The sequence below is a fragment of the Methylobacterium ajmalii genome, from assembly GCF_036448855.1.
Taxonomy (GTDB): Bacteria; Pseudomonadota; Alphaproteobacteria; order Rhizobiales; family Beijerinckiaceae; genus Methylobacterium; species Methylobacterium ajmalii.
In genome coordinates this window covers 97,681-116,358 of the sequence record NZ_JAZFXT010000026.1, presented here as the reverse complement: position 1 = coordinate 116,358, position 18,678 = coordinate 97,681, and the positions used below count along the sequence as shown (strand labels likewise).

The following is an 18,678-nucleotide window of genomic DNA, read 5'->3' as shown; positions in this document are numbered from 1 at the left end:
AGGCCGCTCGACGAGGTCGTTGCGGCGAGCGGACGAGCGGCTGGGAGGAAGAAGTCCCTGGAGGCAGTGCGCGAAGTCCCGGGAGGGCCAGGATCGCGGGACGAGGCCGTCGGACCGTCAGCGAAGGACGGATGCGTCCGACGCGGCGGCAAGATTCTGGGTCGGACCGACGGCCTGCGCGGCCACGCGGGCCGGGGCGTCGGGACCGAAGGCGGTGCTCGGGTCGAAGAACGCGCCACGGGCGGTGATCAGCCCCGCGGCAAGCGCCCAGAACAACACCGCGCCGACGATGCGGCGGGTCCGCCGACGCCGAGGCGCCGTGGTGCAGGCAGCCTCCGACACCGGTCGCAGGTCCAGACGCTCGCCGAACGGATCGAAGATGGCAGGACGCATGGTAAGACCCGGCGTGGAGGGAAGGCTTCCCGGATGGCAGCCTCGAACCACTAGATAGGTCGGTGCATGGGCTCGCAGCAATAGACGTGGTTTTCCATTTTCGACGACGAAAGAGAAGATGTTTATTGCTCGGTCGTTCGTATGGAGAAGTTTCGTCTTCGCTCCCATCCGGGCCATCGATCGCCTGCTGCGTCGTGACGCAGCCGAGGCTCTCCGCGCGGCCGCAAGCCCCTGCAGACCCTTGCGCGAGCCCGCCGGAGAGGCGTCCGTGTCCCGGTTCGCAGGCCTGACACCGTAGAGGCGATGGTTGCCGGTGCGGCAATCGATAGTGTACAATCAATTGACGAGATCGTGGACCGGCCGGTCCGCGGCGCGGCGCATCCGTCGTTCTGGGAATGGTGGCTTTGGACAGCGAGTTTCGAACGCCGGCTGGGCGCGGGGCCGGAGGGCCGCCGCCCGCACGCGTCCCGTCGTCCGGCGCCGCGGCACGGGCCGGCCGCCGATGAGCGCGTCGATCGACGGGACGGGCCGGCCGGCGGATCCGACCTCCCACGACTTCATGCACCTGATCGAGGCGTTCGGGCTCACCGGCGCCTGGCGCTGGGATTTCGGCACCGGCCGCCAGGTCTGGTCGTCCGGGCTGTACCGCCTGCTCGGGCTGCCGGAGGGCGAGGCGGCGAGCTACGAGCGGCTGCTGGGCCTGGTCCACCCGGCCGACCGCGACGTGCTGGAGGATGCCGCCCAGATCGTCCAGACCGGGATCTTCGGCAGCCACACGGTCCGGCTGATCCGGCCGGACGGGACGGCCCGCACGGTGGTGAGCCGCGGCGAGGTGTTCTTCAGCGTCGAGGGCCGGCCCGTCTCGGTGACCGGCGTGCTGCTCGACGTGACCGACCGCGAGCGCCTGGCCGAGCTGCACCGCCTCGAGCAGCAGCGCCGGGCGAGCCTGGCGCAGCAGGCGCAGGTCTTCATCTATTCCGAGGCGAGCCTGCCGCCGACCGAGTACGGCCCCGATTTCCTGGCGCTCGTCGGCCTCGGCCGCGAGGACGTGCGGGCGAACTGGCTCAGCCCGATCGTGCCGGAGGAATGGGCGCGCTGGGCCGAGGAGCTGCCCCGCCTCGCCGCGGCCGGGCGGACCTTCAGCATCGCCCCGACCTTGCGGCTCGCCGCCGGCGGGCGGGCGCCGTTCCACCTGACGATGGTGCCCCTCCGGGAGGGGGCGGCCGACCAGATGGGCTGGACCATCGTGATCACCCCGCACGATGGCGGGACGGCGGCGACCCCGTGCGGGCCGCTGCCGCGCCAGGTCGAGCAGGCGATCCAGGGCTGCCACCTGCGGGCGGCGCGCGGCTTCCTCGACTGGACCCTCAACGACCTCGCGCGGGCGAGCGGCCTGTCGCTCTCGACCGTCCGGCGCCTCGAGGAGGAATCCGAGGGGCCGACCTCGCGCTCGCGCCCTCACGCCCTTGCCGCCCTGCGCAAGGCCGGGATCGTGTTCACGCTGGTCGAGGGCGGGACGGTGGCGGTGGCCCGATCCGGCGAAGGCGAGGTGGCGCCGCCCGCGGCGTAAGCCGTCACGCGACCCGGTAGACGCTCAGCGCCACATGGTCCGGGGCCCGCGCCCCGGTGGCGAGGAAGAGACTCGTCTGCATCCAGGCGAGGCGCGGGGCCGCGGTCTCGAACCGGGGCGCGGAGCGGAAGTAGATCAGCGCGGGATCGACCGGCTCGCCCCGGCGCAGGCGCTCCAGCGCCTCGGGTGGGCCGAAGCGCAGGCCCGTATTCTCGACGTAGATCCGCGCGCCGTCCTCGGCCTCGATCACGTAGCGGGCATGGAGCTGGGTCAGCCCGTCGCCCGCGATGGTCTGGTAATCGGCCCCGCCGGGCATCACCCGGCCGGCGAGGCCGGGCCCCGAGACGATGCCGCCCGTGATGGCGATGACCCGGCGGCTGCCCGCCACTGTCTCCCCGATCTCGCAGGGTACCGCGACCAGGATGCGGGCGTCGAAGACGTGCTCCAGGGCGGGGGCGGGGATCGTCGTCATGGCCCGGGTCACGGCTTGCCCCTCACCAGCGGGCAGTCGCTCTCGGAGAGCGGCCGGAACGCCTCGTCGCCGGAGAGCGTCGCGACCCGCGCCATCACGTCCCACTCGCCCTTCGACTCCTCCGGGCGCTTGACCCGGAAGAGCGAGACCTCGCGGATCACCCGCCCGTCCGGCCGCAGGCGGCCGCCACGGGTCATGACGTCCTCGATCGGCATCGCGCGCATCGCCGCCATGACCGGTGCGGCCGCATCGGTGCCGGCGGTCCTGACGGCTTTCAGGTAGTGCATCACCGCCGAGTAGACGCCCGCCTGGTAGCTGTTCGGCATCGCCTTCTGGCGCGCGTAGAAGCGCTTGGCGAAAGCGCGGGCGGCGTCGTCCTGGTCCCAGTAGAACGCCTCCGCCAGGTACAGGCCGCCGGCGGCCGCGAGCCCGAGCGCGTGGACGTCGACCGCCGTCATGTAGAAGCCGGCGAGCTTCTGACGCCCGCCCAGCACGCCGAACTCGGAGGCCTGCTTGACCGCGTTGATCGCGTCGCCGCCGACGTTGAAGAGCGCGATCACCCCGGCGCCGGAAGCTTGCGCCTGCAGGATCTGCGACGACAGGTCGGGCGAGAGCAGGGGGTGGAAGACCTGGCCCGCCACCTTGCCGCCGCCGCCCGTCACCACCGGTGTCACGTCGGCGACGAAGGACTTTCCGAGCGTGATGTCGGCGACGACGTAGAACCAGGTCTTCTCCCCCGCCTCCACCAGGGGCTTGGCGATGGCGCGGGAGAGGGCATGGGTGTCGATGACCCAGAGCGCGCCGTTCGGCGAGCACTGCGCCCCGGTGATCACCGTCGAGCCCGATCCGGTGATCAGGGCGAGCCGCCCCTTCTCCGTCGCCAGCGCCTGGACGCCCAGCGCCACCGCCGAGTTGCCGAGGTCGGTGATCATGTCGACCCCCTCGACGTCGTACCAGCGGCGAGCGAGCGTGCTCGCCACGTCCGGCTTGCTCTGGTGGTCGGCGGCGACGACCTCGATCGGGCGGCCGAGAACGGTCGGACCGAAATCCTCGACCGCGAGCCGCGCCGCGGTGACGCTGCCGGTGCCGTAATTGCCGGACATCGCGGTCGACATGTCGGCGAGCACGCCGATCTTGACCACATCGCCGGAGATCGCGCCCTCCGCCGCACGGCCTGCGGCGGGCGCGAGGGCGATCAGGCCCGCCAGCAGGGCGGAGCGGAGGGCGCGCATCGTCGTCCCTCCGGTCAGACGGCCTTGAGGCCGAGGATGTCGCGCGCCTCGGCCGGGCTCGCCGGCTCGTGGTTCAGCTCCTTGATGATCCGCACCGTGCGGGCGACGAGCTGCTCGTTGGTGGCGAGCTGGCCGCGGGAATAGTAGTTGTTGTCCTCCAGCCCGACCCGGACGTGGCCGCCGAGCAGGATGGCCTGGGTGGTGGCCGGCAGCTGCGCCGGGCCGATGCCGGAGACGCAGAAGATCGATTGCGGCGGCAGCATCCGGATCATCGCCGCCAGGATGTCGTGCGAGTAGGGCATCGCGCCCTGAAAACCCTTGTCTGCGCCCAGCACCATGTTGATGTAGTAGGGCGGCTTGTCGTAGCCCTTCTCGATCAGCCGGGTCACGTCCTGCAGGATGTGCTGGGGCCCGAAGACCTCCCATTCCGGCTTGATGCCGCGCTCCTGCATGCGCTTGGCCAGGGCCTCGCAGCGGCTCGGCGTGGTGACCACCAGGATCTCGCGGCCGCCATGCACGTCCGCGAAGGTCATGCCGTCGAAGGTCGCCATCTCGGCGCCGGCCTCGCAGCCCTTCAGCCGCTCCTCGAAGCTCGATTCGAACAGCCCGTCGGGGCGCGGCACCAGCATGTCGCCGCTCGAGCCGCCGCCGGTCGAGTTGTTGAGGATGATGTCGCAGCGCTCGCGGATGCGCCGGTTGATGTCGCGGTAGATCTCGGCGTTGCAGGTCGCCTCGTCGTCCGGCCGGCGGGCGTGGAGCGCCGCGATCGCCGCGCCCTCCTTCCAGGACTTGTGCACCGACTCGGCGATCTCGGCCGGCTGGGTCGGCAGGTTGTGGTTCTGCGCCTTCGAGGCCATGCCGCCGGTCGGCGCCACCGTCACGATCACCTTGGTCATGGTGTGCTCCCTTGGTTCGTTGGGGTTGGTTACGGCAGGTCCGGCGCCTCGCGCTTCTGCCGGACGAGGTCGACGAGGAGCCGGTCGCGCTGCGCCACCATCGCGTCCCGGTCGCGCCCGTCGAGCGCCTGTTCGAGGCCCTCGACGAGGTTCGCCTTCAGCTCGGGGGTCAGGCGCGGGTCGCCGAGATCGGCCCACATCGCCTCCATCAAGGGTCCCAGATGGTCGAGGGTGTGGGCGAGCCCCTTGGATCCGCCCGAGAGGTGGTTGAGCAGGCACGGCCCCATCAGGGCCCAGCGCAGGCCCGGGCCGTGGGCGATGGCGGCGTCGATGTCGGCCACCGTGGCGGCGCCGGTGCCGACGAGGTGGAACGCCTCGCGCCAGAGCGCCGCCTGGAGCCGGTTGGCGACGTGGCCGACGAGCTCGCGCCGCAGGCGGATCGGCCGCTTGCCGAGGTTTTGGTAGAACGCCATCGCGGCCGCGACGGCGCCCTCGTCGGTCTTTTCTCCCCCCAGAACCTCGACCAGCGGGACGAGGTGGGGCGGGTTGAAGGGATGGCCGAGCACCACCCGGCCGGGATGGCGGCAGGCGGTCTGGATCGCGCTCGGGGTCAGGCCGGAGGAACTGGTCGCCAGCACCACGTCGGGCGCGGCCGCGGCGTCGAGACGGGCAAAGGTCTCGTGCTTGATCTCCAGGCGCTCGGGACCGTTCTCCTGGACGAAATCGGCGTCGGCGACGGCTTCCTCCGGACCGGCCACGAAGGTCAGCCGCTCGGGCGAGGCGCCGGGGCTGAGACCGATCTGTTCGAGGACCGGCCAGTGCCGGGCGACCGTCTCGCGAAGAGCGGCTTCGGCGCCGGGAGCCGGATCGGTGGCGACGACGGCGAGCCCGCGGGCGAGGCATTGCGACACCCACGACGCCCCGATGACGCCGGTGCCGATCACCGCCACCCGTCCGATGGCCGTGCGGTACGCGCCGGCCTGTCCGCTCGCGTGGTTCATCGCGGCGCCCTCCCTGATCGGATCTGCTGTCGGGGCTTGCCGCCCGATTGACCCGTTGTGATAGTTATATCACATTACAAATCAGGTTTGGCAATCCGGCGCGAACGGCCGGAGCGAGAATCGCAAGGAGCGCCGCATGGGGGAGGACCTGTCGGGCCTCGGCACCGAGTCCCTGGTCGTCACGAGGCGGGACGCCGTGGCGATCGTCACCCTGAACCGCCCGCACAAGCGCAACGCCCTCGACGACGGCATGGTGCTGGGGCTCGAGCGCATCGTCCGGGGGCTGCCCGACGACGTGCGCGCCCTGGTGATCGCGGCGGAAGGCCCGCATTTCTGCGCCGGTCTCGACCTCGCGGAGCTGACCGAGCGCGATGCGCCGGCCGGGATGCTGCATTCGCGGATGTGGCACCGGGCCTTCCACGAGATCGAGTTCGGCCGGGTGCCGGTGGTGGCCGCACTGAAGGGCGCGGTGATCGGCGGCGGGCTCGAACTGGCGCTCTCGGCCCATCTGCGGGTCGCCGAATCGTCCGCCTTCTATGCGCTACCGGAGGGCCAGCGCGGCATCTTCGTCGGCGGCGGCGCCTCGGTGCGGCTGCCGCGGCTGATCGGCGTCTCGCGGATGCGCGACATGATGCTGACCGGCCGGGTCCACGATGCCGAGAGCGGCGAGCGGCTCGGCCTGTCGCACTACGTCGTGGCGCCGGGCGAGGGGCTGGAGCGGGCGATCGCGCTCGCCGCCCGGGCGGCCGAGAACGCGCCGCTGACCAACTATGCCCTGATCCACGCCCTGCCGCGCATCGCCGAGGCCGACCCGGCGACGGGCTACCTCACCGAGGCGCTGATGACCGCGGTGGCCCAGAGCGACGCCGAGGCCAAGCGGCGGCTTTCGGAGTTTCTGGAGGGGCGGGCGAAGAAGGTGCGGGAATAGGCAGACGCCTCTCTTTTCTTGGCTCCGCGGTCGTTACTCTCTGCGTCATCCCGGGCTCCGCTGCGCGATCCCCGGGATGACCCTGAGAGACTGCTTAAGCGAGATCTTCCACTTAAGACTCGAGGAGACCGAGACTGTCCTACCCTCCCACCTCATCCTGAGGTGCGATCAACGGGAGCCTCGAAGGAGGGCTCCAGCAATCTCTGCGTTCCCTGGAGCCCTCCTTCGAGGTCGGTCGATCTTCGATCGACTCACACCTCAGGATGAGGTGTGAGGGTGGGATAACTCATCGCCGCCATCAGACTTCGCCAGTCAAATCCGATCAAACGGCCTCCGATAAGTAGAAAATTGGCGCGCAACAATTCAAGCGCATTTCCCCTCTCCCACACGGATGAAGGGATCCAGAAACTTCTACTTGTTTGTCAAAGACACAGATTTTCTCGATCAAATCCCAAGACCCGGCATCAAGACCGGCCACCCCACCCCCGGAGGAAACCATGCCACGCCGTCCCATCCGCCGGCTCGCCCCGGCGCTCGCCGCCCTCCTGTCCCTTCTCGCCCCCGCAGCGGCCGCCGAGAGGCCGGTGAAGATCGGGGTCCTCAACGACATGTCGGGCCCCTACGCCGACTACCAGGGCCAGGGCTCGGTCATCGCGGCGCAGCTCGCCATCGAGGATTTTGCAGCCAAGGCCGGGCGGCCGGTCGAGCTGGTCTCGGCCGACCACCAGAACAAGACCGATATCGGCGCCTCGATCGCCCGGCGCTGGTTCGACCAGGACGGCGTCGACCTGATCGTCGACGTGCCGAACTCCGCCGTGGCTTTGGCCGTCGCGAACCTGGCGCGGGAGAAGAACAAGGTGTTCATCGGCTCGGGCGCCGGCACCGCCGAGCTCACCGGCAAGCAATGCTCGCCCAACACCGTACACTGGACCTACGACACCTGGTCGCTCGGCCATGCGCTCGCCAAGGCGCTGGTGCAGCAGGGCGGAAAGTCCTGGTACTTCCTCACCGCCGACTACACCTTCGGCAAGGACCTCGAAGGCTCGGCCGCCGAGGAGGTCAAGGCGATGGGCGGCAGCGTGAAGGGAGGCTCGCGCCATCCGCTCGGCACCTCCGACTTCTCGTCCTTCCTGCTCCAGGCGCAAGCGTCGGGCGCCGACGTGATCGGGCTGGCGAATGCCGGCGACGATACCTCGAACGCCCTCAAGCAGGCGGCGGAATTCGGCATCGCCCCGGGCCAGCGCCTCGCCGGGCTGATCCTCAACATCACCAACATGCCGGCGCTCGGCCTCAAGGCGACGCAGGGTGTCTACATCGTCACGCCGTATTACTGGAACCTCGACGACGGCACCCGGGCCTTCGCGGCGCGCTATGCCGCCCGCCACCCGCGCCACGCCATGCCGAACGACATGCAGGCCGGCGTCTACTCGGCGGTGGAGCACTACCTGAAAAGCCTCGGCACCGTGAAGGACGCGGGCGACGGGCGGGCGGCGGTGGCGGCCATGAAGGCGATGCCGACCGACGATCCGATCTTCGGCAAGGGCCGCATCCGCGAGGACGGCCGCAAGCTCCATCCGATGTACCTGCTCGAGACCAAGACCCCGGCCGAGAGCAAGGGCGGCTGGGACTACTTCAAGCCGGTCCGCACCGTGCCGGCCGAGGAGGCCTGGCGCCCGCTCGCCGAGGGCGGCTGCCCGCTGGTGAAGGGATGAGACGCATGGAGACGCATCGTTTCACCGCGCGCGACGACGGCAGCCTCATCGTCACCGCGACGGCGGCGCTGCCGCCCTATCCGGAGCGCCTGACCGCGCACCTGATGCGCCACGCCGCCGAGGCGCCGGACCGCCCGTTCCTGGTCCGGCGCGGGCAAGGCGGCACCGAGCCCCTGACCTACGGGGCGGCGCTCCGCGCCGTCGAGCGGATCGCCGCGGCGCTGCTCGCCCGGAACCTCTCGGCCGAGCGGCCGGTGATGATCCTGTCCGGCAACGGCTTCGAGCACGCGCTCGTCTCGCTCGCCGCCCTGCATGTCGGCATCGCGGTGGCGCCGGTCTCGCCGGCCTATTCCACCGTATCGCAGGACCATGCCCGCCTGCGGGCGATCGTCGACCTGCTCACCCCCGGCCTCGTCTTCGCGGCGGAGGGGGCGACCTATGCCGCCGCCATCGCGGCGGCGGTGCCGGCGGGCACGGAAGTGGTGATCGGCGACGACGCGGCGATCGGCCGGCCCGCGACGCCGTTCGCGGACCTGATGCAGGCCCACGATCCCGGCTCCGTCGCAACCGCCCACGCCGCGGTGACGCCCGGCACGGTGGCAAAGCTCCTGTTCACCTCCGGCTCCACCGGCGTGCCGAAGGCGGTGGTGAACACCCACCGGATGCTCGCCGCCAACCAGGCGATGCTGCAGGCGCGGTTTCCCGCGCTCATCGCCGAACCGCCGGTGATGGTCGACTGGCTGCCCTGGCACCACACCTTCGGGGGCAACCACAACTTCAACCTGGTGCTGGCGAATGGCGGCACCCTCCACATCGACGAGGGAAGGCCGACGCCGAGCGGCATCCGCGAGACCGTGCGGGCCCTGCGCGAGGTCGCGCCCACTCTCTACCTGACGGTCCCGAAGGGCTTCGAGGCCCTGGTGCCGCACCTGCGCGACGACGGGGCTTTGCGGAAAAACTTCTTTAGCCGGCTCCAAGTCACTTTCTTCGCCGCCGCCGGCCTGCCGCAGCCGGTCTGGGACGCCATCGACGACCTCGCCCGAAGGACGATCGGCCGGACGGTGCCGATGGTGACGGGGTTGGGCGCCACCGAGACCGCGCCGCTCGCCCTCGTCACCGACGACCGCCCGGCCAAGGCCGGCCAGGTCGGCCTGCCGGCTCCCGGTGTCGCGCTGAAGGTCGCCCCCGTCGGCACCAAGCGCGAGGCGCGGGTGCGCGGGCCCAACGTCACCCCCGGCTACTGGCGCCGGCCGGACCTCACGACAGCGGCCTTCGACGACGAGGGATTCTACCGCCTCGGCGACGCGCTCGTGCCGGTCGACCCCGACGATCTCCTCCGCGGCTTCACCTTCGACGGGCGCCTCAACGAGGATTTCAAGCTCACCACCGGGATCTGGGTCAGCGTCGGGCCCCTGCGGGCCGCCTTCCTCGACGCGTTCCAGCCGCTGGTGCGCGACGTCGCCATCGCGGGCGAGGCGCGGGACGAGGTCACGGCCCTGGTCTTTCCGGACATCGCCGCCTGCCGGGCCCTCTGCGGCGAGACCGGCGACGACGAGCGCGTCCTCGCCCACCCGGCCCTGCGCCGCGATTTCGCCCGGCGGCTGACCGCCTTCGCCGCCAGGGCCACCGGCTCGTCGAACCGCATCGCCCGGCTGCTGCTCCTGGCCGAGCCGCCGGCCCTCGACCGCGACGAGGTGACCGACAAGGGCTCGATCAACCAGCGCGGCGTGCTGCGCAACCGGGCCGAGGCGGTCGAGCGCCTCTACGCCGCGCCGCCTTCCCCCGCCATCATCGTCCCGGAGACCGCATGACCCCGCCGCAAGACTCGACGTCCGACCACGAGGGCTTCACCCATGCCCGCACCCTGACGGTGGAATGGGGCCATTGCGACCCCGCCGGCATCGTGTTCAACCCGCGCTTCTTCGACTTCTTCGACTGGTCGACCGCGCTGCTCTGCGAGGCCGCGACGGGCCTGCCGAAGGCCGGGATGCTCGCGCGCTACGACCTCCTCGGCATCCCGCTGGTCGAGACCGGGGCGCGGTTCCTGAAGCCCTCGCGCTACGGCGACCGGGTCGAGATCGTCTCGACGGTGGTGGATGTCGGCCGATCGAGCTTTGCCGTGCGCCATCGCCTGCTCAAGGACGGCGAGCTCGCCGTCGAGGGCCGCGAGCGCCGGGTCTGGGCCGGCCGCCACCCCGACGATCCCGCTCGAATGAAGGCGGCGCCGATCCCCGAGGAGCTGGTGCGGCGCTTCCGGGGGGAGTGAGCCTCAGTCGGTCTCCTCCGCCCCCTCGTCGCCGGCCAAATCTCCCACCACCTCCCGCGCCCCCTGCTCCAGGCGGCGCAGGAAGTCGAGGAGCATGGTGCGCTCGTCCGGGTTCAGGAAGGCGGCGATGCGCTCCTCGTGCGCGGCCTCCCGGCGGTGGAGTTCCGCCATCAGGGCCTCGCCGGCCTCCGTCAGGAACAGGGATTGCGAGCGGCGGTCGGTCGGGTCGGGCTCGCGGCGCACCAGGGCGCGGGTCTCCAGCGCGTCGAGGAGCGGGCCGATATTGGCCCGCTTGATGCCGATCGCCGCGCCGACCTGGCTCGGGCGCGCGCCCGGGCTGCCCTCGATCACCGTGAGCACGCCGAGCTGGCTCTGGCGCACGTCGAGGTCGGCAAACAGCTCGACGAAGCTGCGCGACACCGCGACCTGCGCCCGCCGCAGGGTGTAGCCGATCAGGCCTTCGAGACGGGCAAGGCCCGGGGAATCTTCGCTCGGCAACGCTGGACGGGCCCGTGTTCGACCGTGGGACTGGTCCGCCACCTGCCCGCGAACGGGCCCGGGCGCAAGCGGGGTGGCGCGCCCGGACCCTGGCCCCTGGCGATCAGACCGCCGCCCGCGCCTCCCGGTCCCACGCCGCCTCGACCTCGAGCGAGCGCGTGTCGCGCTTGCAGGTGGCGAGCGCGGCGTCGCGCCCGTCCTCGCGGTAGGTCACGGCGAAGTCGCCCTTGCCCACCTCACCCTCGATCCGGGGCTCCTCGGCCGAGCCGGCATGGCCGACGTAGCGCAGGCTGGTGGCGTAATGCCCGCTCCAGAAGAACGGCGTCTCGGTGAACGGCGCCGTCTCGCCCAGCAGCGTGCGGGCGACGTGCTGGCCCTGGCGCTGGGCATGGACCCAGTGCTCGACCCGCAGGGGCCGGCCGCTGCGCGGATCCGGATACGACGCGACGTCGCCGATGGCGTAGATGCCGGGCGCCGAGGTGGCGAGATGCGCGTCGACCGCGATGCCGCCGCCGTCGTCCTTCTGCGCGAGCGCCAGCCCGGCCGCCGCCGCGAGGTCGACCCGCGGCGAGACGCCGGTGCCGAGCACCACGAGGTCGGCCTCGATCCGGCTGCCGTCGTCGAGGGTCAGCGCCGTCCCGTCGAAGCCCTCGACCTTGCGGCCGAGCCGGAACGTCACGCCCTTCTCCTCGTGCAGGCCCTGGACGAAGCGGCCGACCGCCTCGCCGAGAACCTTGGCCAGCGGCACGGCATCGGGCGCCACGACCGTGACGCTCTTCTCGCGGGCGATCATCGCGGCGGCGACCTCGAGGCCGATGAAGCTCGCCCCCACCACGGCGACCGAGCGGGCCTTCTCGGCCGCCGCGATCAGGGCGTCGGCGTCCTTGAGGCTGCGCAGGGTGTGGACCTCGGGCCGGTCGAAGCCCGGCAGGTCCGGCTTCTGCGGCGCCGCGCCGGTGGCGATCACCAGGGCGTCGTAGGCCAGCCGCTCGCCGCCGGCCGTCACGATCTCCTCCGCGCCGAGATCGAGCGAGACCACCCGGTCGCGCAGGAGCCGCGGGCCCTCGCCGCCATAGAAGCCGTCCGGGGCGAGCATCGTCTTCTCCCGGGGCGCCTTGCCGGAGAGGTACTGCTTCGAGCAGAAGGTGCGGTCGTAGGGCGGATCGGGATCGTCGCTCACCAGGGTCACGGCGGCGCCGTGGCCGGCCCGGGCCAGCCACTCGGCGCAGGCGTGCCCCCCGGCCCCGCCGCCGATGACGACGACCTTGCCAGGCGAACCTTTGGCCGGCTCGGCGCCTTCAGGCCTGGATGCGGCCTCGCGCCTGCCGGTCACGGTGATGCGGCCGTCGCGCTCCTCGGCGCGGTAGCACGGCAGCGGCGCGAAGGCCGGGGCGCCGACCGCCTCGCCGGTCTTCAGGCTGAACCGGGCATGGTGCCAGGGGCAGCGGATCTCGCCCTCGGCGACGATCCCCTTGGCGAGCGGCGCGCCGAGATGGGTGCAGCGGGCGCCGATCGCCGTCACCGCGCCGTCGCGGCGCAGGAGCAGCACCTTGTCCTCGCCGAGGGTGCCCTCGATCATCGCGCCCTCGGGCAGGTCGCCCGCCGGGATGCCGCGCGCGAAATCCGGCTTGTCGTCCGTCTTCCCGGTCTTCTCACCGCCCTCGGCCATCGTGCGCTCCCGTCCGTCGCGTCGTTCGTCGGCGGGCAACGCGCGGATGACCTTGCGGTGCCGTCAGGCGATGCCGCGGATGTCGAGGAGCAGGCGCTCGGGCCCGCGCAGGGACGCGCCCGCCCGGTAGGGCGGCGGGTCCTCGACGAGGCGGGGCTCCCGCAGGCGGGCGACCAGCGCGGTCAACGCCGCCTCGGCCTCGATGCGGGCGAGCGGCGCGCCGACGCAGTAATGCAGCGCGCCGCCGAAGCCGAAATGCTGGTTGTCCTCCCGGTCGGGGTCGAACCGGTCGGGGTCGGGGAAGCGGGCCGGGTCGCGGTTGCCGGCGGCGAAGAGCAGCACCAGGGGCACGCCTTCGGGAATGGTGACGCCCCCGACCGGGATCGGCGCCCGGGTGAGCCGGGTACGGAAATGCACCGGCGGCTCGTAGCGCAGCAACTCTTCGATCACCCGCGGCGCCCGCTCCGGGTCGGCGCGCAGGCGTGCCAGCTCGTCGGGATGGCGCAGGAGCGTCAGCATCCCGTTGGTGATGAGGTTCACGGTGGTCTCGTGGCCGGCGATCAGGAGCAGGATCGCGGTGGCGATGAGGTCCGGGTCGCTCATCCGCCCGGCTTGCGCGTCCTTGGTCGTGGCGAGCCCCGACAGCATGTCGTCGGCGGGCGCCCGGCGCTTCTCGCGGATCAGGTCGCGCATGTAGGCCGCGATGGCGTCGAAGGTCTCGGTGTTGCGGGCCCGCAGGTCCTCGTCGTTGCGGCTCTCGGGCTCGAGCGCGGTGGCAAGCTGCGTCGCCCAGGCGTGGAAGCGCGCCTCGTCCTCCCGCGGCACGCCGAGCATCTCGCAGATCACCGTGACCGGAAGCGGATAGGCGAGGTCGTCGACGAGGTCGAAGCGGGTCGCGCCCGCGTGCGCTCTCAGGCACTCGTCCACCAGCGCTTCGGTGCGCCGCTTCATGCCCCGCACCCGCGCCACCGTGAACTGCCCCATCACCTGGCGGCGCAGGAGGCCGTGGTCGGGCGGATCGCGGAAGATGAAGGGGCGGTGGCGGTCGGTGATCCAGTCCTTGATCGGGTTGACGAAGAAATCCTTGATCGGGTTGCCGGTCGCCGGGTGCTCGGCCGGCGGCAGGTCCTCCGAGCTGACCCGGGGATCGTGCAGGAGGGCGCGGATCGCCGCGTAGCCGCTCGCCACCCAGGTGCCGTCGTCCTGGCGCGCGACGGGCTGCGCCCGCAGGCGGGTGTAGAGCGGGTAGGGATCGGCGCGGTTCGCAGGGTCGCGGACCTGCGCGAACAGGGTGCCGTCGGTGTCGGTCATGCGGAACCTCGGATAGGCCGCGCGTCAGGCGGCCTGCATGGACGGCAGGCCCGGCGGGAACGGCGCCGGGGCGGGCTGGTCGGCGCCGCCGGTGATCGGCGGGAACGGCGCACCCTCCCGGATCGGCGCCTCGTAGGCCGGCAGCCAGCGCCCGGCATTGATCGAGACCGCCGCGATCGTGCGGCCTTCATGGCCGTAGACCGCCAGGAACCGGCCAGTCCCGGGATCGCCCTGGACGATCGCCATCGCGTCGGCCCCCTCGAGCAGCCCGAGGGACTTGATGTTGAGGCCGAACTGGCTCGACCAGAAGGCCGGCAGCTCGACATAGGCGCCCGCGGCGTCCGGCCCGTCCAGCATGGCGCGGGCGGCGTGCGCCCCTTGCGCGACGGCGTTGCCCCAATGCTCCAGGGCGACCGGACGGCCGCCGTAGAGCGGATGGGGAAAGCGCGCCACGTCGCCGGCGGCGAAGATCGCGTCGTCGGGCCGGCCGGCCTCGTCGAGGGCCCGGCAGGCGCCGTCGCAGGACAATCCGCCCTCGTCCGCCGACAGGCCGCTGCCGGCGAGCCAGCCGGTGTTGCGCACGGCGCCGAGCGCCACCACGACGAGGTCGGCCTCGATCGTGCCGCCCTCGGCCAGATGCGCGCGGCGCACCCGGCCGGCCTCGTCGCCCTCGAGCCGCGCCACGCGGGTGCCCGGGCGCAGATCGACGCCCGATGCCTCCATCCGCCCAGCCATGAACCCGCCGAGCACGCTGCCGAGCGCACGGGCGAGGGGCGCCGGCTCGGGATCGACCACCGTGACCGGAAGCCCGAGGGCGCGAATGCTGGAGGCGACCTCGCCGCCGATGAAGCCGGCGCCGAGGATCAGCACCCGTCCGGGCCGGGCGGCCAGCCCGGCGGCCAACGCCGCCGCATCGTCGCGGCCGCGCAGGGTGTGGACGCCCGCGAGCCGGGCCTCGTCGGCCTGCGGCCAGGGCCGGGCGCGGGCCCCGGTGGCGATCAGCAGCCGGTCGAAGGGCAGGCGCGTGCCGTCGGCGAGAAGGAGTGACCGGCCGGCGCGGTCGAGGCCGGCGGCCGGGGTGCCGAGACGCCACTCGGCGTCGAGGGCGCCGACGCCCGGCAGGGTGGTGGCCCCGGCGGCGACCTCGCCGGTGAGGACGTGCTTGGAGAGGGGAGGGCGGTCGTAGGGCAGGTGGGGCTCGTCGCCGACGAGGATCAGGCGGCCGGAAAAACCGCCCCGCCGCAGGGCCTCGGCCCCGCGCAGGCCTGCGAGCGAGGCGCCCGCGACGACGATGGTCCCGTCCCTCACGCCGCCCGCTCCGCCGTCTCGTCGTGCTCGACCCGGATGGCCCGGACCGGGCAGGCCTGCACCGCCCGGTCGATGGCGGCCCGCTCGGCCGCCGGCGGCGCCGGATCGTAGGCCAGAATCTCGTCGCCCTGCAGCACGAAGCGCTCCGGCGCCGCGTAGCAGCACTGGGCATAGGCCTGGCACCGATTCAGGTCGACGACGACGCGCATCCACGGCTCCCGGACTGTCCGCTGGAGAGAACCGCAGCCGCACGGCCGGGTTCCGGCGCCGTCCGGGGCGGCAGCACGACGCTGGATCGCGCCGCCGCTCGTCATGTCAAACCGATCGAATCCCATGAAAATGCGGTTTTTATCGACAGATAATCCTTGCCTTTTCGGTCACCACGAACTTAAGGATAAGAGACCGATTTGCAGTGATTCCCGGGCCTGCGGCATGGACGAGACAGCTAACACACACGATCATATCGTCACGCTGACGGCCGACATCATCTCGGCATATGTCAGCAGCAATCATCTTCAAGGTGCGGAGCTGCCGAAGCTGATCGCCGACGTCTTCGGTGCGCTGAACGAGGTGGCGAAGGGCGGCAAAGCCGCCGCTGAGCCGGCCCATCCCAAGGCGACGCCGGCGGAGATCCGCCGCTCGATCAGCCACGACTTCCTGGTCAGCTTCGAGGATGGAAAGTCTTACAAGACCTTGCGCCGTCACCTGACCCTGCGCGGCCTGACGCCGGAGGCCTACCGCCAGAAGTGGGGCCTGCCGCACGACTACCCGATGACCTCGGCGAGCTACTCCGAGCAGCGCTCGGAGCTCGCCCGCTCGCTGGGCCTCGGCCAGCAGCGCCGCCGCAGCGCCGTGCGGGTCGAAGCGGGGACGGACGACGCGGCCGAAGGCCACGACGCCGAGCCGGCGGACGCGACGGACATCCCGGACGGCGACGCCGACGCCGCCCCCGAGGCGGAGGCTCCGGTCGAGAGCAAGCCCCGCCGCGGCCGCCGCGGCAACGCCTGAGGCGGAGAGCCCGACATCCGGCGGACGCAGCGGCATGCGTCCGCCGGCCTCGGAGACGGCCCGACCGCTCGTCCGCCGAAAGGCCGGAAGCGGATCCCCCCGCGTGGGGACGCCGTTCGGGGCTGCGAGGCGCAACAGAGCAGGCGAGCGGGCGAGACACGGCTTTGTTGGATTCGATGCGGATTCCGGGCCGGTGACCTGCAGCCCGGCGCGGGTCCTTTCCCCGAACGAGTGCAATGTCGGCGGACGGTGACCCGGTCCAGCTGGCGGCCTCGTGCGCCGCAGCCCTCCGTATATCGTAAATTTGCCGGCAAAATATCATGCCGCGAGGGACGATCGCCCACTCTCGGGACGATCCTCTCGTCCTGTCTCGGGCCCTGACCTCCACACGGTCGGTGGAACCGGCCTCGTCGATCGACCGAACTCCGGACGAGGCCGACGACAGGACACACCCCCACACCGACAGCGCGCGGCCTCCCGATCATCCGGTCCGGGGAGAGTGAAGCGCGGTGGATCGCCCGCAAGCCGGCGGCGCTGACCGCCCCCTCACGCCGGCGCGGAGCGTCCGGCGGTGCCGGCCAGGGCCGCGAAGGCGCGGGCCACAGCGACGGCGCCCGGATCTTCGACTCCGGCGAGATCGGCCGCGGCGAGGTAGCTCGAGCGTCCGGTCCCGGCCCGGGTCATGCCGGCTGTGGCGGCGGCACCCGCCTCCGCGGCCCGCGCCGCCGCGGCGAAGCCGCCGGCCGCCAGCGCATCGAGGGCCGGCACCAGGGCGTCGAGCAGGGTGCGGTCGCCGGGCTTCGCCCCGCCATGCGCCTGGAGCCGCGCCGCACCGGCGGTGAGCGCGGCGGGCCAGCCCGCACCCTCCGCCAGGGCCGAGCCGGTGGCGGCGAAGAAGATCGACATCAGCACCCCGCTCGACCCGCCGGCCACCCGGGCGAGGCGGTCGGACAGCGCGTGGCACAGGGCGGCGGGCTCGGCCTGGGGCAGCCGGTCGCGCTCGGCCAGCACCGCCCGGGCGGCGGTCGCGAAGGTGGTGCCGGTATCGCCGTCCCCGACCCGGGCGTCGAGGGCGTTGAGGTCGGCTTCGGCCGCCGCCAGCGCCGTGCAGACCGCCGTGATGGCCCCGGCCACGGTCGGATCGTGCGAGGGCACAGGCTCCTGACCCTGCCGCGCGAGGCGATCGGGCAGGGGGCGCGTCGCGGGCGCGACCACCGGCACCGCGAGCGGCCAGGCCGGGGCGTCGGTCGCGGCCGTCAGCGCCGCCTCCGTGTCGGCGTCGAGGGGCATCAGCGAGAGCGAGGCGCCGTGCATGTCGAGCGACGTCATCGCGGCGGCAGGCCCGAGGAGGAGGCGCACCCGGGCGCCGAGGGTCGTGGCCAGCACCGCCCGGGCGAGGACCTGCATCTCCAGCGCCGTGGTACCGCCGAGGTTGTTCACCAGGAGGGCGAGGGGGCCGTCCGCCGGCAGGGTCCCGGCGAGGCGCGCGGTCATCAGCCCGGCGAGGTCGGCGGCCGGTGGCAGGGCGATGCGCTCGATGCCGGGCTCGCCGTGGATGCCGAGGCCGAGCTCGGCCTCGCCGGGGGCGAGGCGGGATTCGGCCGTCCCGCCCGGCAGGGTGCAGCCCGAGACCGCGATGCCGAGGGAGCGGATCCCGGCAGCGGCGGCCCGCGCGGCGGCCGCCACCTCGGCGAGCGGCCGGCCGGCTTCGGCGGCGTGGCCCGCCACCTTGTGGACGAGGAGCGTGCCGGCGATGCCGCGGGGCTGCGCCGCGCCGGGGATCGCGACGTCGTCGGCGACCGTGACCGTCTCGACCGCGAGGCCGAGGGCCCGGGCCCGCTCGGCGGCGAGCCCGAAGTTCAGCCGGTCGCCGGCGTAGTTCTTGATGATGAGAAGGCATCCCGCCGGCCCGGTCACCGCCAGGATCCCGGCCAGCACCGCATCGACCGAGGGCGAGGCGAACACGTCGCCGCAGATTGCCGCGGTGAGGAGGCCGCGCCCGACGAAGCCCGCATGGGCTGGCTCGTGGCCCGCGCCGCCGCCGGAGACGAGGGCGACCCGGTTCGCCGTCCAGCCGGCTCGCAGCACGACGCGGATCGCCGGATCGCCGTCGAGCCGGGCGAGACGCCCGCCGCTGGCGCGCAGGAGGCCGTCCACCGCCTCCGCCACCAGGGCGGCGCGGTCGTTGATGAAGTGGGCCATCCGGTCGGTCCTCCCCTGGCGGCGCGCGGCCGGGGCGCGCCGGCCACGGCCGATCCTGCCAAAAGCGTGGCCCATCCGCCATCACGGGGACGCATCCGCGCGACGGCCCCCGAACGGCTTTGCCGAATCCGCCGCGCCGGGCGATAAGACGCGACCTCCCCGGGCCGGCGCGTCTCCTCGCGCCCGCGAGGCCGATTCCCAAGGTGTCCGAT

At 72.6% G+C, this 18,678-nt stretch carries 17 protein-coding genes; 6 read left to right on the top strand and 11 right to left on the bottom strand.

From position 1 onward, the window contains the following. Nucleotides 1-117: 117 nt before the first annotated feature. Nucleotides 118-393: a hypothetical protein gene (locus V3T34_RS12160; protein WP_305076522.1), complete on the bottom strand. Its 276-nt coding sequence runs from the start codon at nt 391-393 to the stop codon at nt 118-120. Nucleotides 394-895: 502 nt separating this feature from the next. On the opposite strand from V3T34_RS12160, the gene V3T34_RS12155 reads away from it, so the two are divergent. Next, entirely contained in the window at nt 896-1,963 is a 1,068-nt protein-coding gene (locus V3T34_RS12155; RefSeq protein ID WP_305076523.1) for a PAS domain-containing protein, read from the top strand. A 4-nt stretch (nt 1,964-1,967) separates the two neighbouring features. On the opposite strand, the gene V3T34_RS12150 is transcribed toward V3T34_RS12155, so the two are convergent. Genes V3T34_RS12150 through V3T34_RS12135 form a run of 4 tightly spaced genes read right to left on the bottom strand, consistent with a single transcriptional unit; the run spans nt 1,968 to nt 5,564 of the window. Further along, a complete protein-coding gene (locus tag V3T34_RS12150; RefSeq protein ID WP_060849134.1) occupies nt 1,968-2,435 on the bottom strand; it encodes a DUF3237 domain-containing protein in 468 nt (155 codons plus the stop codon). An 8-nt stretch (nt 2,436-2,443) separates the two neighbouring features. Next, complete coding sequence (locus V3T34_RS12145; RefSeq protein ID WP_091882918.1) at nt 2,444-3,667, bottom strand: ABC transporter substrate-binding protein; 1,224 nt, start codon at nt 3,665-3,667, stop codon at nt 2,444-2,446. Nucleotides 3,668-3,681: 14 nt separating this feature from the next. Further along, nucleotides 3,682-4,563 (bottom strand): beta-keto acid cleavage family enzyme, encoded by an 882-nt coding sequence (locus V3T34_RS12140; protein ID WP_305076525.1) that lies wholly within the window; start codon nt 4,561-4,563, stop codon nt 3,682-3,684. 29 nt (nt 4,564-4,592) lie between these two features. Continuing rightward, nucleotides 4,593-5,564, bottom strand: a complete 972-nt coding sequence (locus V3T34_RS12135) for a 3-hydroxyacyl-CoA dehydrogenase NAD-binding domain-containing protein (protein ID WP_305076526.1) — start codon at nt 5,562-5,564, stop codon at nt 4,593-4,595. Nucleotides 5,565-5,700: 136 nt separating this feature from the next. Between V3T34_RS12135 and V3T34_RS12130 the strand changes: the two genes are divergently transcribed. The 4 genes from V3T34_RS12130 to V3T34_RS12115 all read left to right on the top strand — a co-directional run bounded on the left by V3T34_RS12130 (nt 5,701) and on the right by V3T34_RS12115 (nt 10,470). After that, nucleotides 5,701-6,492 (top strand): crotonase/enoyl-CoA hydratase family protein, encoded by a 792-nt coding sequence (locus tag V3T34_RS12130; protein ID WP_305076527.1) that lies wholly within the window; start codon nt 5,701-5,703, stop codon nt 6,490-6,492. A 497-nt stretch (nt 6,493-6,989) separates the two neighbouring features. Further along, nucleotides 6,990-8,204 (top strand): ABC transporter substrate-binding protein, encoded by a 1,215-nt coding sequence (locus V3T34_RS12125; RefSeq protein WP_305076528.1) that lies wholly within the window; start codon nt 6,990-6,992, stop codon nt 8,202-8,204. A gap of 5 nt (nt 8,205-8,209) precedes the next feature. Beyond that, complete coding sequence (locus tag V3T34_RS12120; protein WP_305076529.1) at nt 8,210-10,015, top strand: feruloyl-CoA synthase; 1,806 nt, start codon at nt 8,210-8,212, stop codon at nt 10,013-10,015. Further along, complete coding sequence (locus tag V3T34_RS12115) at nt 10,012-10,470, top strand: acyl-CoA thioesterase (protein WP_305076530.1); 459 nt, start codon at nt 10,012-10,014, stop codon at nt 10,468-10,470. The genes V3T34_RS12120 and V3T34_RS12115 overlap by 4 nt, the downstream gene beginning before the upstream one ends. 3 nt (nt 10,471-10,473) lie before the next feature. Here the strand turns inward: V3T34_RS12115 and V3T34_RS12110 are convergent, their stop codons facing one another. The 5 genes from V3T34_RS12110 to V3T34_RS12090 form a co-directional block, all read right to left on the bottom strand. Beyond that, nucleotides 10,474-10,968, bottom strand: a complete 495-nt coding sequence (locus V3T34_RS12110) for a MarR family winged helix-turn-helix transcriptional regulator (RefSeq protein ID WP_175539866.1) — start codon at nt 10,966-10,968, stop codon at nt 10,474-10,476. Nucleotides 10,969-11,071: 103 nt separating this feature from the next. Continuing rightward, the gene (locus tag V3T34_RS12105) at nt 11,072-12,637 is read right to left on the bottom strand and encodes an apoptosis inducing factor family protein (protein ID WP_305076531.1); all 1,566 of its coding nucleotides are present in this window, start codon (nt 12,635-12,637) and stop codon (nt 11,072-11,074) included. Between the two features lie 63 nt (nt 12,638-12,700). Further along, a complete protein-coding gene (locus V3T34_RS12100; protein ID WP_305076532.1) occupies nt 12,701-13,948 on the bottom strand; it encodes a cytochrome P450 in 1,248 nt (415 codons plus the stop codon). Nucleotides 13,949-13,972: 24 nt separating this feature from the next. Beyond that, nucleotides 13,973-15,256 (bottom strand): NAD(P)/FAD-dependent oxidoreductase, encoded by a 1,284-nt coding sequence (locus V3T34_RS12095; RefSeq protein ID WP_305076533.1) that lies wholly within the window; start codon nt 15,254-15,256, stop codon nt 13,973-13,975. Further along, nucleotides 15,253-15,465, bottom strand: coding sequence for a ferredoxin (locus V3T34_RS12090; RefSeq protein ID WP_060845299.1), 213 nt, complete (start codon nt 15,463-15,465; stop codon nt 15,253-15,255). Before V3T34_RS12090 ends, V3T34_RS12095 begins: the two co-directional genes overlap by 4 nt. Nucleotides 15,466-15,688: 223 nt before the next feature. Between V3T34_RS12090 and V3T34_RS12085 the strand changes: the two genes are divergently transcribed. Continuing rightward, the gene (locus V3T34_RS12085) at nt 15,689-16,264 is read left to right on the top strand and encodes a Ros/MucR family transcriptional regulator (protein ID WP_091882894.1); all 576 of its coding nucleotides are present in this window, start codon (nt 15,689-15,691) and stop codon (nt 16,262-16,264) included. 546 nt (nt 16,265-16,810) lie between these two features. Here V3T34_RS12085 and V3T34_RS12080 read toward each other — a convergent pair. Continuing rightward, a complete protein-coding gene (locus V3T34_RS12080; RefSeq protein WP_305076534.1) occupies nt 16,811-18,466 on the bottom strand; it encodes a dihydroxyacetone kinase subunit DhaK in 1,656 nt (551 codons plus the stop codon). Nucleotides 18,467-18,678: the final 212 nt, after the last annotated feature.